Below are 13,560 nucleotides of genomic sequence, written 5' to 3'. Positions count from 1 at the left end.
CGTCGGCGACGTGGGAGACGTGCCCTCCGGCCCTATGGCTGAACGTCGAGCCCGTCGTGGCCGACGACCAGTACGGCGGCGTCGTCCTCGTGCCCCACCCGTTCGGCACCTTTGATCACGGCGGCGGCGAGGGAGCCCGCCCCCATGCCCGCGACGGCGGCGATCCCCGCCAGCCGCACCACCTGGTCGAGCCCGGCCTCGACGTTCAGCGTCGGCCCCTCCACGACACCGTCCGTGAGCAGGACGAACACCCCGCCGGTGGTGAGCCGGTACCGAGTCACCGGGTACTCCATGCCCTCCTGAACGCCGAGGGGCGGTCCTCCCTCGTCCTCGGAGACGCCGGACTTCCCGTCGGCCGTGGCCCAGACGCAGGGGATGTGTCCGGCCCTGGCGCTCTCCAGCACTCCGGTGGACGGGTCGAGCCGCATGAAGGTGCAGGTGGCGAACAGATCGCCGCCGAGGGACAGGATGAGGTCATTGGTCAGAGCGAGGAGTTCGCCCGGCTCGCTCGTGACGGAAGCGAGCGCACGCAGTCCGACCCGGACCTGGCCCATGAAGGCGGCGGCCTCGATGTTGTGGCCCTGAACATCGCCGACGGACAACCCGATGCGGCCGTCGGGCATCGTGAAGGCGTCGTACCAGTCGCCTCCCACATTCAGGCCGTAGCACGCCGGTGCGTACTCGACGGCCAGGTGGAACCCCCGGGCGACCGGCAGATCCCGGGGAAGCATGTCGCGCTGCAGGGCGATGGCCAGCTCGACCCTGGAGCGCTGCAGCTCCGCCTGCATGCGCGCCTGGGCGGTCAGCGATCCGAGTCTGGCCAGCAGCTCGTCGCCGTCGTCCGTCGGGGCCGTGCGGGACATTGATCACTCCGGCGAGGACAGAAGCCCCCTGAGGCAAAGCAGCATTTTTCCCATCAAGGGATGATAGCGATGCCCCATCGGGGCATGACACCACGCGCGGCCATGCCCCCGTGGGGCGCTTCCGATCATGCCGGCGGGCGTGCAGCAACGCCTGCCGCAGGCGTGGTCCGCCGGAAGGCCCACTCCATCTTCGGCTCCATCACGAAGCGGAAGATCCACCGCACGGGTGGGGTGCACAGCAGCGTCACGACGACGGCGGCGACGACGGTCACGGTGATCTCGCCGAGCGGCCGGTGGAGCCAGCCGTTGTCGTACACGTGGAAGTGGTTCACGGTCTGCATGCCGAAGCCGTGCAGCAGATAGCCGTACAGCGTGCCCGCACCGAGAGCGGTGAACCACATGGCACGCCCCGGCACCCAGGCGAGGAAGCAGGCGACGAGGATCAGCGAGCAGCCGAAGAGGGCCAGCGTCATGAGGGGCCCGTACCAGCCGGGTGCGCCAAGCTGTTCGGCGCTGGTGCGGTGGAAGAACCAGGCGTAGTTCATCCGCGGGACCGCCCAATACGCCACAACGAGCGCCGAGGCGAAGACGGGCACGGCCAGCAGGCGTACCTCGCGGCGGCGGACCAGTTGGAAGTGCTCCGGCTTCAGGCACAGGCCGAGCACGAAGTAGGGCAGGAACTGCAGCATGCGCTGCAGGTCCAGGTCCTTGCCGATGGACGGTGTGAGGGTGGCGAGCATCGCGATGCCGAGCGCGATCGGCAGCGGCCACCGTACGACCTTCCAGATCGGGGTGGTCAGCCGCCAGACGAACAGCGCCGCGAGGAACCACGTCAGGTACAGGGGGTCCAACAGGCTGAACGCCCGGTCCGGTTCGTTGTCGGCCCACCGTGTGAAGAGGGTGTACGCCACCTCGAAGACTACGTAGGGCACGGCGACACCGGTCAGCAGGCGCTTGATCCGACCCGGGGTCGCCTCGAAGCCGCGCGAGAAGTAGCCGGAGATGACGATGAACGCCGGCATGTGGAAGCAGTAGACGATCATGTAGAACGCGGTGACGGTTCGGCTCTCGCTGCGCAGCGGCTCCCACGCATGGCCGATCGCCACCAGCACGATCGCGAGGTACTTGGCGTTGTCGAAGAACGCGTCGCGCTGCTTGGCCGGCCCCTCGGCCGTCCCGGACGCGGCCTTCTGCGGCCTGACGACCGCGCGTTCCACCGAGCGTACGGCGTCACTCACCGGACCTCCCGAGGCAACCCGGGGCCGCCGTTCCTCGTCCTACATGAATCAGGGGTATCTCAACAGTGAACATCAGCGGGCACATTAGTCACACGAGTGAGCCCCCGTACAGCCCTCTCAGCGTCGGGGCTCCTCGTCCCCCGGCGGTCGGCGCCTGTGAGCGGAGCGCGTAGGGACGGCCGTACGGCCCACCGCGGCGGCGAGTTTGCGCAGTCGGCGCCAGTCCAGTCGGGGCGGCAGGTCGGGGACGCCCGGCCGTTCACGGGGGACCCGGACGCGCAGGGCGCGGCGTTCGATGCGGCAGCGGACGGGAGTGCGCAGGGTGACGGCCTCACCGTCGAGGCCTACCTCCAGCTGCGGCTCGTCGGCGTCGATGACCACCTCGCGAGCCGTCAGCGCCCCGACCCCCTGGGGGGCCAGCAGCAGTTCGGCCGCCTCCACGGCGCTGTCCACCTTCACGGCGAGGACGCCGAGCCGGCCGGAGTTCAGTCGCTGGCGCCGACCGAAGCCAAGGGGGTCGTCGATGCGGTAGGGATTGTTGCTCACCAGGACGGCCTGCGGATCGGTGAACGTGGTGCCGTCGGCGTGGGCGGTCAGGCGTGGACCGCGCTGACGGGTGAGCAGGTCGGGCAGCAGCTCCAGCGCGGCACCGACCTTGTCGTCGCGGTAGCCGGGGCTCTGCACGACCGCGCCGTACACCCCGAACGAGGCGTTGTTGACGAACGGGCGGTCGTCGGCGAAGCACAGGTCCACGCGGAGTTCGACACCGTCGGTGAGGGCGTCGAGGCAGGTGGCCGGGTCTTCGCGGTCCAGGCCGAGATCCATCGCGAAATGGTTGCGGGTGCCGGCCGATATCACGAGGAACGGCAGTCCGTGCTCCGCGGCCACCGCCGCGACCTGGGCCTGTGTTCCGTCACCGCCGGCGACGCCCAGGAGGTCGGCTCCGTCCGCCACGGCGGTTCTCGCGAGGGCGGCCACGTCCTGATGCTGTTCCGGATCCAGCAGGACGACTCGCGCACCGAGCCTTTCGGCCTTGTCGCGCAGGGCGAACTTCTCCACCTTGCCGCCCCCGGAGCGCGGGTTGAGCAGCAGGAAGGGACGCTTCGGGGGCGGCGTCCGGTACTCCTTGATCCGCCCTTGGCGCAGCCCTGTGCTGCGCAGCGCGTACCGGCCGCACCAGACTGCCGCGGCCCAGAGCAGCCCGGACAGGGCGATCACCCAGAGCAGGTTCTCCCGCAGAAAGAGCACGACGAGGGCGATGGGCGTGACGACGGCCAGCAGAGCGGCGCCGGCACGTACGGCTCCGCGGCGAGACAGCACCCACCACAGTGCGGCGACGGTGAGGGCGAGGCCCGCGAGCCCGACGACGAGCAGCAGCAGACCGCCCGGGCCGCCACGGACGAGCGGCAGCAGAACCGCCGCGGCCGCCGCAGTCAGGGCTCCCCTGGCCGCCCAGGCCTGCTTGCGGTGCAACCGCTGCATCGGCGTCGACATCACAGATCCTCCACGCACCCCGTCGGCGTCACCGTCACAGCACTCCCAGCGCCCTCGCGAACGGGCAGGCGGCGTTCCAAGATCTCACGCTCGTCCCCCGGCCGGACAACGGCGCGGAACAGATCAAAGTTGCCGTTCAGTGACATTCGGGACAGATCTGTAGCAGGAACAGAGGGCAACGAACGGAAAGCTCGGCGAGTCGTACCAGGCGTAGTGAGCGAACGATGTGGAGGGAATCATGAACGTCCGCACTCGAAGCACCCGACTCACCCTGGCCGCCATGGCAACCGGGGCGGCCGTCGCCCTGACCGCCGCCCCGGCGGCGTCCGCCGGCACGTCGGTCTCCGACACACCCCGGTTCCTCAAGCCGGGCGAGCTGCCGCCGCACCCGACGTCGCCCTGGTACGCCGGGCCCGTCACCGCCGGGCAGCCGGACCCGCTGCCGATCTGTGTGGGAGCGGCCCTGCCGTCGATCGCCACCCACCGCACGTACTGGACCGAGTACGACACCAACGCCCTTCAGGTGACGGTCGTCGAGCGGGACACGCGGCGCGCCAAGGCGTTCGCCGCCCTGCTCCGCAAGGACCTCGCCGACTGCGCGAAGAAGCTGATGCAGCAGTACCCGGACATCACCGCGACCAGGAAGTACTACGGCCGGCTGAACGTCGAGGAAGGTGCCCACGTCTACGGCATCCACACCGCCTCCGCCTGGGGGTCCTCCGACATAGGGCTGTTCTCGGTCGGCCGGGACGGCAGGACCGTGACCGTCGTCAAGTGGGCGCAGATGGGCAACTTCGAGCATGCCCAGGTCGACGACTTCAGGGCCACGACCGTCAGGGCGGTCAACAAGCTCTATTGATGCCCCACCCGCCTCATGCGCCTCCACCTCGGCGTTTCGGCCAATCCCGGGTCTCTGCGGACCCTGACGGCCCAACGGTCGATGGCCCCTGCACAAGCCTCCACTCGCTCCGCCCTGCGGATTCCGGTCCGTCCGAAATACGTGTGTTCGATGACGCGGCTCACGTCGTTGACCCGGATGTCGCCGTCGGCACGTACTTCAAGACCGAACCGGAGGAACCGAGTTGGCCTCAGCAGATGCCCGGGAGGAGAGGCGGACACAAGCCCTCCCTCCCCCACCGCCCGCCGAGATCAGGTACTCGGGCGAGTACTCCGTGAACCCGCTCGGCGAAGCCTCCTTCCGCAGGCTGAGCGCGCAGATCCCCAAGGTCCTGGGCCGCATCATCGCCATGGCCTGGCGCATCGAACGGCGGGCCGTCGTAATCCTGTTGGCCTGTCCGGTGGTCACCGGTGCCGCCGCCGCGGTCCTGCTGACGGCGACGGCCCGGGCGATGGGACCGCTGCTCGGCGCGGGCACGGTCACCGACCGCCTCCGGCAGGCCCTGCCGGCGCTGGTGGTCGTCGGCATCGCCGCCGGTGTCGCCCGGGTCGCGGGCGTCGTGGCGGCCTACGCCGAGCGGCGGATCACTCCCCGGCTCACCACCCAGGCGGACACCGCCCTCGTGGAGGCGGTGTGCCGCGTCGAGGCGTCGGCCTACGCCGTCGACGGTTTCTCCGACCGGCAGGAAGCCGCGGAAATGGGAGTGATCCGCACCCATGTGATGGTCACGGACGCACAGCGGTTCCTGTCGGCCCTGATCCGGATGGTCACCGCGGCCGGAGCGCTGTCCGTGCTCAATCCGTTGCTGCTGCCCCTGCTTCTCCTCGCCGTGCTGCCGGCGGGTGTCGGCGCGGTGCTCACCGCGCGCGTGGACTACGAGATCCACTACGCCAACATCGCCGATCGCAACGTCAGAGGCATGATGCGCTGGTGGTCCACGACCCCCAAGTACGGCGACGAGGTCCGCGCGAACTCGATGACGGACTACCTCATCTTCTGGTACCAGTCCCTGTCCGAGCGCTGCGACCGGCGCACGCTGGCCGCCGCCCCGCGCACGCTGCGCATCGCCCTGGCCTCCTCCCTGGTCGCCGGCGTGTTCCTCGTCGCGACCTGGGGAACGCTGGCCTGGCTGGCGACGACGGGGAGGATCGCGCTCGCGCTCGCCGCGACGGCCGTCGTGGCCGTCCAGACGACCCTCGCCGGCCTCTCCCAGGTGATCATCAACGGTGCCGCGCTCTTCCACACGAGCCTCTATCTGAGCGACATGCAGGCATTCCTGGACGACGCCTCGGCGCGAGCGCCCGAACGGGGCGCGTTGTCGGTCGTCGCGCCGGTGGACGAGATCCGGCTGGAAGAGGTCGTCTACCAGTACCCGGGCAAGGAGCGGCCCGCCGTCCACGGTGTGTCGCTCACCCTGCGGCGGGGCGAGATCCTCGCGGTCGTCGGCGCCAACGGCTCCGGCAAGTCGACGCTCACCCGCCTGATCACCGGGATCTACCTCGCCGACAAGGGCCGGGTGACCTGGAACGGCCTGGACCTCGCCGGCACCGACCCGGCAACTGTCTGGCAGCAGACGGGACTTGTGCCGCAGATCTTCGCGCAGTGGCCACTGCGCGTGCGGGAGAACGTCACCCTCGGCCAGCCCCGGACCCGGGACGACGGGCCGGTGTGGGAGGCGATCGATGCCGTCGGCATGCGCCGGCCGATCGAGGAACTGCCCGCCGGTCTCGACACCCTCCTCGCCCGGGAAGTCTTCGGCGGTGCGGAGCTGTCGGGCGGGCAGTGGCAGCGCGTCGCCTGCTCGCGGGCGCTGTACCGGCGTCCCGCCCTGCTGATCCTCGACGAGCCCACCTCCCAGATGGATCCGCGCGGCGAGCACCAGATCTTCGAGAAGATCAAGGCCATCGCCGGCGACCGCATCACCATCGTCGTCACCCACCGCCTGGAGAACACGAAGATCGCCGACCACATCGTGGTCATGGAGGAGGGCCGCATCACGGAACAGGGCCGGTACGACGACCTCGTGCACGCCGGCGGCACCTTCGCCGAACTCCTGGAACTCTCGCAGGACCGATAGCCGACCGAGATGCGGCGCAATCCGCACATTGGCATGGACCTGATAGGCATACGGAGCTACGCTCGGCCCAACCCCCGTGAGAGCGCTCTCAGTTGCGGTTGTTCCACCCCCACCTTGCTGGAACGACGAAGGGCACCTTCCGTGAGACGCATCAGACTCCTGCACGTCGGCCTGGCCGCCCTCCTCATGCTCGGCAGCTGGTCCGCCGCCGGTACCCTGCCGGCCGCGGCGCACGACACCGCCGCCGACGACGCGCCGCCGGCCTCCGCCGGACTTCTGCACGCCATGCAGCGCGACCTCGGCCTGTCGAAGGATCAGGCGGAGGCACGGCTGGCGGCGGAGCGCACCGCCAGGGACGTCGCACCGACGGCGCGCCGGGCGGCCGGCGCCGCGTACGGCGGCTCGTGGTTCGACGCGGACAACGAGCGGTTGATCGTCGCTGTCACGTCGGACGCCTCCGCCGCGACCCTGCGGGCCGTCCGGTCCACCGGCGCGACCGTCCGAACCGTCGAGCACAGCGCGCGACAGCTCGACGCGGCCAAGGCACGCATCGACCGGTTGTCCGCCCCGTCGGGCGTGAGCAGCTGGCACGTCGACCCGGCGGCCAACGCGGTCGTGGTGCACGTCGTGGAGACCGAGCGCGCCGACAACGATGTCCGGCGCTTCGTCGCCCGTGTCCGCGCTGCCGGGCCGGTGACCGTGGAGACGGTCCCGGCCGCCCCGCGGACCTTCGCGGCGGGAACGGTCGGCGGCGACCCCTACTACACCGGCAACGTCCGCTGCTCCATCGGCTTCTCGGTCCACGGCGGGTTCGTCACCGCCGGACACTGCGGCGGGGGCGGCGCCGCTGTGCGCGGCTGGGACGGCACACACATCGGCACCTTCCAGGGCTCCTCGTTCCCGGACAACGACTACGCGTGGGTCAGCGTCGGCAGCGGCTGGTGGACCGTCCCGGTGGTCCTCGGCTGGGGCACGGTCCCGGACCGGCTGGTGCGCGGCTCGGCCGAGGCACCCGTCGGCACCTCGATCTGCCGGTCCGGCTCCACGACCCACTGGCACTGCGGCACCGTGCTGGCCAGGAACGAGACCGTCAACTACAGCCAGGGCGCGGTGCATCAGATGACGAAGACCAGCGTCTGCGCCGAACCCGGCGACTCGGGCGGCTCCTTCATCAGCGGTGACCAGGCACAAGGGGTCACGTCGGGAGGCTGGGGCAACTGCTCCGGCGGCGGTGAGACCTGGTTCCAGCCGGTCAACGAGATCCTCAACCGCTACGGGCTGACCCTGCACACGGCCTGATCCGCACCACGACCCGAGGGTCCCGCCGGTGGTCCGGCGGGACCCTCTCGCACGCCGGCCGCGATCCGCCCACCGTCAGGGCGGGCGGACCTTACGGCGCACAGAGCACGGGCCGGGATCGACCGGGCGTCAGACGCACCCGGCGGGGGCCGGCCGCGACGCGTCGTCGATCAGCGTCTCGTGGGCCGCCGCGAGGCGTTGCACATCCGGTTTGATCACCCTGCGGTCGTACGTCAGCAGGCCGTTGAGCTCGCCCTCGACGTCCGAGATCTGGGTGTAGACGGCGCCGTTGCTTCCCCGGCACACCAGGGCGCGTTGCCCGTCGGGACGGGGCGACAGGGCCGGGCTCGGGTAGCCGTGCTCGTCCATGATGTCGCCGGTGCCGCCGTCGGCACCGAGGTTGAGGCCGGACTGGTTGTTGACCAGGCGGGTCGGATCCCAGGCCCCCGCCTGCTCGGCGATGCGGCCGACGTCGTACTGACCCCAGCCCTCGTTGAAGGTGACCCACGTGACAACCGAGGGGCTGCTGATGTGCTCGTCGATCATCTGCTTCATCTCGCGCTCGTACTGCGCGCGGGCCTCGGCACTCGGGTTCACACCCGCGGTCATGGCCGGCATGTCCTGCCACACGAGCAGGCCGAGCCGGTCGGCCCAGTGGAACCAGCGGTCGGGTTCGACCTTGATGTGCTTGCGCACCGAGTTGAAGCCCATCTTCTTGTGCATCTTCAGGTCGTACGCCAGGGTCTCGTCGGTCGGCGCGGTGTGCAGACCGTCGGGCCAGAAGCCCTGGTCCAGGGTGGCCATGAGGAAGACCGGCTCGCCGTTCAGGACCGTGCGCGGGACGCGCCGGGGGCTGCGGGTGCCCCAGGACGTGGCCGTGGTGGGCTTCGACGACATCGCCGAGGGCCGTTCGGGGCCGTGTCCCTGACCACCGTCTCACCGGACAAGCAGGCCATCGCCCGCATGGCGGTGGCCTCGCTGCTGCGCAGCCTGTCGGGGAACGGCGAGCCGGACGGGCGTGAACTCACCGCCCCGTACCGGCTGGTGGAGCGGGAGAGCACGCTGGGCGGCGTCGGGGCCCGTCCGGCGGATCAGGTCGGCTCCACGGGGCGGTGACTGATCGGCGCAGGTGAACGGTGTCAGGCCCCGCGATTCCGGCATGAGCCGCGGGCAGGCCCTATGCGGGTGATGCGTGAGACGCCGTGTGCCCTGCGGGGCATGCATGAGTGTCTCCGGCCTTATCCGGCCGGCTCTGCGGACACGACGCGTTGGAGGCGAGTGATGAACGAAACAGCCGATCAAGCCGACCCCACGGCCGACGAAGCCCAGGTCCCGGTCCTCATTGTCGGCGGTTCCCTGGTCGGCCTGTCGACCTCGCTGTTCCTGGGCCGACTGGGTGTCCGGCACACACTGGTGGAGCGTCATGCCGACACCTCCATCCACCCCCGCGGCCGCGGCAACAACGTCCGCACGATGGAGCTGTTCCGGGTGGCCGGCGTCGAGCCGGCGATCCATGAGGCCGCCTCCACCCTGGCCAAGAACCACGGCATTCTGCAGGCGCCCACCCTGGTCGGCGACGCGGGCGACTGGCTGTTCAAGCAGATCGACCCGGGCGGCGGACTGGCCCGCTTCAGCCCGACGTCATGGTGTCTGTGCAGCCAGAACGACCTGGAGCCGGTCCTGCTGGACCATGCCGAGGGACTCGGCGGCGACCTGCGCTACTCCACCGAACTGATGGCGTTCAACACCGACGCGGACGGCGTCACGGCGTTGGTCAAGAACCGGGAGACGGGCAGGCACAGCACCATCCGCGCGGACTACCTCGTCGCCGCCGACGGCCCCCGCAGTCCCGTCCGGGAACAGCTCGGCATCGGCCACAACGGCCCCGGCGACCTGTTCCACAACGTCAGCATCACCTTCCGGTCCCGTCGTCTCGCCGACGTGGTGGGCGACCGTCGCTTCATCGTCTGCTACCTGACCCGCCCGGGCGCCGACGGGGCACTGCTGCCGGTGGACAACCGCGAGAACTGGGTCTTCCACGCCCCCTGGCACCCCGAAGACGGCGAAACGGTGGAGGCGTTCACCGACGAGCGGTGTGCCGACCACATCCGCCGCGCGGTGGGGGACATGGACATCGACGTGGAGATCACCGGAAGGGCGCCCTGGCACGCCGCCCAGCGCGTCGCCCGGAGCTACCGGTCGGGACGCGTCTTCCTGGCGGGCGACTCGGCCCACGAGATGTCCCCCACCGGAGCCTTCGGCTCCAACACCGGTATCCAGGACGCGCACAACCTCGCCTGGAAGCTGGCTGCCGTGCTCGGCGGCTGGGCAGGGGACGGACTTCTGGACACCTACGACATCGAACGCCGCAGGGTCGCCGAGGCGACCAGCGCCCGCGCGGCCGCCCGGTCGGCCGAGCACAGCCACCCCGGCTACACCCCTCCGCCCACCGCCGGCAACGCGCCTCAGCGCGGCATCCTCAACATCACACTCGGCTACCGCTACCCGAAGGGCGCCGTCGTCGGCGCCGATCCCACGACGGCGGTCGTGCCCGAGAAGCTCGCCCTGACCGGGGAGCCCGGCAGCAGGGCACCCCACCTGTGGGTACGGTTCCGGGGCGAACGGATCTCCACCCTCGACCTGTACGAACGGTCCCTGGTCCTGCTCAGCGACGCGGATGAGCCGAGCGGATGGCACGAGGCCGCCACACGCCTCGCCGAAGAGATGTCGGTCCCGCTCGTCTCCTACCGGGTGGGGATCGGACCCGGCAGCGAGCTGGCATACGAGGACGGTGCGGACTGGTCGGAGGTCCACAGCACGACACGCGCAGGGGCCGTACTGGTCCGGCCCGACGGGTTCGTCGCATGGCGGTCGCCAGGTGTGGTCCCGGACGCCGAATCGACACTCCGTCAGGTCGTGAGGACGGTCCTCGCATTGACCTGACCTTCGTGACACGAGAGCACGACGTCGCGCCGACGGCCCATGCTGCCGGCGCGACGTCATGCTGTGGTGCCCCAGGCGCCCCGTTCACCCAGGTGAACTCCTTGAGTGGTGGGAGGCCGACAACTGACTGACGGTTGATCACGTCAGGGTCGGGTCATCTCAGCTGACGAAGTGCCAGCTGCCCGGCCGTGGCGAAAGGACCCTCATATGCGCTCAGCACGCATGCTCCTGGCCACCGCGGCGGTCTCGGCCGTCCTCACCATGACCGCACCCGGCGTCTACGCAGCCGATGACTGGAACCACGACGACTCGTCTTACAGCAAGGAGCACGACAACGGAGGCAAGCACGACTCTGGAGGCTACAAGGACAGCGAGCACGACAAGGGCGGCTGGAGCAGCGACCACGACAAGCCCCACGGCGGGATGCACACCGGCGGCGGCGCGCTGGACGCGCCTACGGTGACCGCGGGCGGCCTGGCCGTTCTGGCCGTCGCGGGAACCGGCCTGTACGCCGCGCGTCGAAGGAACTCGGCACACGGCACGGCCTGACCCATGCCGGACGCGATAGCAGCCGTAGGCCCGGCCGCCACGCGTGCACCGTGTGGCGGCCCGGCCGGCTTCCCGCCCTCCCCGTCCGCCCTGTTGCCGTGCACTAGTGAGGTGGTCTCCGATGCCGGCCCAGCCTTCTTCCCCCGCCGACGACGAACAGGTGCCGTCCGGCCAGGGGTCCCACGGAGGCATGATCGTGCTGTGTGCCGTGGCTCTCCTGATCCTGACGGTGCGCCTGATCGGCGGCGACGACACGCCGTCCGACACCTCCCGCCCGGCGCACGCCCCACCGGCGCCACACGCCACAGCGCCGGCAACGCCTGGCCCGCACGCGGCGGGAAGGCACCTGCCGCGGTCGAAACCGGTGCGCCTGCTCATCCCGAAGATCTCGGTCGACGCGCCCTTCACGGACCTTGCCATCGGCCCCAACGGGCAGCTCGAACCCCCGCCCGCCCACGACGTCAACCTCGTCGGCTGGCACGCCAAGGGGGCCAGCCCCGGAGAGGCCGGCACCTCGATCATCGCCGGGCACGTCGACACGGCCACGTCCCCCGCCGTCTTCGCCGAACTCGGTGCCCTGCAGAAGGGGGACGTCTTCCACGTCGAACGAGCCGACGGGCGCACGGCGTCCTTCGTGGTCGACAGCGTGGAGATGTTCGCCAAGGACCGCTTCCCGAGCCGGCGTGTGTACGGCGACACCCCCCAGGCCCAGGTCCGGCTCATCACCTGCGCGGGTGATTACGACCGCACGGTCAAGGACTACACGGACAACCTGGTGGTCTTCGCTCATCTCACGTGAGCAGACCTGGTTGTCCGTCAGGTGTGCGCGCAGGCAACGCGTCGGAGCTTCCCCGCCCCCACGGGAGCGGATCCGCGCCGCCGGTCACCCACGTAGTCCATACGATTCGCGCACTGGTGGGGACCGGCACAAGATCGAGGCACGCTGATGTCGCTTCACCGCAATCGACGTCAGCCTCCCCCTCCCCGCTAAGGAGATGTGCGCAGGATGACCACTTCCGCACTTGCTTCAGAACCGCTGACGCAACAGGTGCCGCACCATGTCTCGCAGTCCGTCTTCGACGGCTCCCGGCTCCGGGTCGTCCTTCTGGTGGACGTCCACGACGGAGCCCAGCAGCAGTTCCTGGAGGCGTACGAGCAACTCTGCAACCAGGTTGCGTCCGTTCCCGGGCATGTCAGCGACCAGTTGTGCCAGTCGATCGAGAATCCCTCGCAATGGCTCATCACGAGTGAGTGGGAGAGTGCCCCGCCGTTCCTCACCTGGGTGAACAGCGAGGAGCACGTGCGGATGGTGGAGCCCTTGCACCGCTGCGTCCGGGACACCAGGTCGCTGCGCTTCCACATCGTCCGCGAGACCGGCGACCCGGCGGAGGACGCCAGGTCCGGCAAGCGCCGGCTCCAGGCATCACCCCGGATCGGGGACGGCGTCATCCGGCACGCGCTCACCTTCACGGTCAAGCCGGGCAGTGAGCAGACCGTCGCCAGGATCCTCGCCGACTACGCCGCGCCCGAGCCGCAGGTCGACGACACCACCCGGCTGTGCCGCACCTCCCTGTTCATGCACGGCAACCGTGTGGTGCGGGCCATCGAGGTGCGCGGCGACCTGCTCGCCGCGCTGCGCCATGTCGCCCGGCAGCCCGAGGTGCGGGCCGTCGAGGAAGCCATCAACCCCCATCTGGAGCAGGACCGGGACCTCGATGATCCCGAGTCCGCCCGCGTCTTTTTCACCCGCGCGGCGCTGCCCGCCGTACACCATGTGACGGCGGGCCAGGAAACCGGGCAGACCGTGCGGCACGCGTTGTACTACCCGGCCCGGGAGGGCGGCGGAATGCGGCTCGCCGAACTGCTCGCCCGGCAGGACGAGGCGGCGGCGGAGGATCCGCACAGCCCGGTGCTGTGCAGCACGATCTTCCAGCGGGACGACATCGTGATGCGGCTGATCGACGTGCGCGGCGGCCTCGACGCCGACCCCGGCGCGGTGCTCGGGCTGACGGACCGCGGTCAGGCAGCCGAGGTGACGGCGCTCCTCGACGGCGACGCCCTCGGTGCTGACCCTTCCGCGCTGATGGACGCCGCGCCCGCCGGCCTCCTCACGCTCGCCCGCATGGAACTCGTCACCGACCGCCGCTCACCAGAGGCCTGACCCAGCTCGCAGGGCGCGGCCGCCCGGCCCCCCAAGTC

The 13,560-nt window shown here is 70.4% G+C and carries 10 protein-coding genes and 2 pseudogenes; 8 read left to right on the top strand and 4 right to left on the bottom strand.

All coding sequences use genetic code 11. The features are described 5' to 3' along the window. Window positions 1-32 precede the first annotated feature (32 nt). The 3 genes from ACKTSN_RS44940 to ACKTSN_RS44930 form a co-directional block, all read right to left on the bottom strand. Window positions 33-863 carry a PP2C family protein-serine/threonine phosphatase gene (locus tag ACKTSN_RS44940; RefSeq protein WP_409474329.1) on the bottom strand — a complete coding sequence of 277 codons (831 nt, stop codon included), beginning with the start codon at window positions 861-863 and terminating at the stop codon, window positions 33-35. A 125-nt stretch (window positions 864-988) separates the two neighbouring features. After that, window positions 989-2,080: an acyltransferase family protein gene (locus ACKTSN_RS44935; RefSeq protein WP_409475084.1), complete on the bottom strand. Its 1,092-nt coding sequence runs from the start codon at window positions 2,078-2,080 to the stop codon at window positions 989-991. 138 nt (window positions 2,081-2,218) lie between these two features. Further along, window positions 2,219-3,595, bottom strand: coding sequence for a diacylglycerol/lipid kinase family protein (locus ACKTSN_RS44930; protein ID WP_409474328.1), 1,377 nt, complete (start codon window positions 3,593-3,595; stop codon window positions 2,219-2,221). Window positions 3,596-3,833: 238 nt separating this feature from the next. Here ACKTSN_RS44930 and ACKTSN_RS44925 point away from each other — a divergent pair, with 238 nt between their 5' ends. From ACKTSN_RS44925 to ACKTSN_RS44915, 3 genes are all read left to right on the top strand, one after another. Continuing rightward, a complete protein-coding gene (locus tag ACKTSN_RS44925; protein ID WP_409474327.1) occupies window positions 3,834-4,454 on the top strand; it encodes a hypothetical protein in 621 nt (206 codons plus the stop codon). A 223-nt stretch (window positions 4,455-4,677) separates the two neighbouring features. Then, on the top strand, window positions 4,678-6,570 hold the full coding sequence (locus ACKTSN_RS44920) for an ATP-binding cassette domain-containing protein (RefSeq protein WP_409474326.1): 1,893 nt from the start codon (window positions 4,678-4,680) through the stop codon (window positions 6,568-6,570). Between the two features lie 141 nt (window positions 6,571-6,711). Continuing rightward, complete coding sequence (locus ACKTSN_RS44915; RefSeq protein WP_409474325.1) at window positions 6,712-7,869, top strand: S1 family peptidase; 1,158 nt, start codon at window positions 6,712-6,714, stop codon at window positions 7,867-7,869. A gap of 129 nt (window positions 7,870-7,998) precedes the next feature. Here ACKTSN_RS44915 and ACKTSN_RS44910 read toward each other — a convergent pair. Next, window positions 7,999-8,712, bottom strand: a pseudogene (locus ACKTSN_RS44910) (glycoside hydrolase family 2 TIM barrel-domain containing protein); the annotation flags it as partial. A gap of 4 nt (window positions 8,713-8,716) precedes the next feature. Here ACKTSN_RS44910 and ACKTSN_RS44905 point away from each other — a divergent pair. The 5 genes and pseudogenes from ACKTSN_RS44905 to ACKTSN_RS44885 form a co-directional block, all read left to right on the top strand. Continuing rightward, window positions 8,717-8,985 (top strand): annotated as a pseudogene (locus ACKTSN_RS44905) (substrate-binding domain-containing protein); the annotation flags it as partial. Window positions 8,986-9,150: 165 nt separating this feature from the next. Then, a complete protein-coding gene (locus tag ACKTSN_RS44900; protein WP_409474324.1) occupies window positions 9,151-10,812 on the top strand; it encodes an FAD-dependent oxidoreductase in 1,662 nt (553 codons plus the stop codon). A 207-nt stretch (window positions 10,813-11,019) separates the two neighbouring features. Beyond that, the gene (locus ACKTSN_RS44895) at window positions 11,020-11,361 is read left to right on the top strand and encodes a hypothetical protein (RefSeq protein WP_409474323.1); all 342 of its coding nucleotides are present in this window, start codon (window positions 11,020-11,022) and stop codon (window positions 11,359-11,361) included. A gap of 121 nt (window positions 11,362-11,482) precedes the next feature. Next, complete coding sequence (locus tag ACKTSN_RS44890; protein WP_409474322.1) at window positions 11,483-12,160, top strand: class F sortase; 678 nt, start codon at window positions 11,483-11,485, stop codon at window positions 12,158-12,160. A 207-nt stretch (window positions 12,161-12,367) separates the two neighbouring features. Continuing rightward, window positions 12,368-13,522 carry a SchA/CurD-like domain-containing protein gene (locus tag ACKTSN_RS44885; RefSeq protein ID WP_409474321.1) on the top strand — a complete coding sequence of 385 codons (1,155 nt, stop codon included), beginning with the start codon at window positions 12,368-12,370 and terminating at the stop codon, window positions 13,520-13,522. The last annotated feature ends 38 nt before the right edge of the window (window positions 13,523-13,560 follow it).

The organism is Streptomyces flavusporus (genome assembly GCF_046267975.1).
Taxonomy (GTDB): Bacteria; Actinomycetota; Actinomycetes; order Streptomycetales; family Streptomycetaceae; genus Streptomyces; species Streptomyces flavusporus.
This window is presented reverse-complemented; position numbering and strand designations above follow the sequence as displayed.

Coding starts and splice junctions, on each gene's coding strand:
- ACKTSN_RS44940 (WP_409474329.1), bottom strand. CDS start 863: ATGTCCCGCACGGCCCCGACGGACGACGGCGACGAGCTGCTGGCCAGA.
- ACKTSN_RS44930 (WP_409474328.1), bottom strand. CDS start 3,595: ATGTCGACGCCGATGCAGCGGTTGCACCGCAAGCAGGCCTGGGCGGCC.
- ACKTSN_RS44925 (WP_409474327.1), top strand. CDS start 3,834: ATGAACGTCCGCACTCGAAGCACCCGACTCACCCTGGCCGCCATGGCA.
- ACKTSN_RS44900 (WP_409474324.1), top strand. CDS start 9,151: ATGAACGAAACAGCCGATCAAGCCGACCCCACGGCCGACGAAGCCCAG.
- ACKTSN_RS44895 (WP_409474323.1), top strand. CDS start 11,020: ATGCGCTCAGCACGCATGCTCCTGGCCACCGCGGCGGTCTCGGCCGTC.
- ACKTSN_RS44890 (WP_409474322.1), top strand. CDS start 11,483: ATGCCGGCCCAGCCTTCTTCCCCCGCCGACGACGAACAGGTGCCGTCC.
- ACKTSN_RS44885 (WP_409474321.1), top strand. CDS start 12,368: ATGACCACTTCCGCACTTGCTTCAGAACCGCTGACGCAACAGGTGCCG.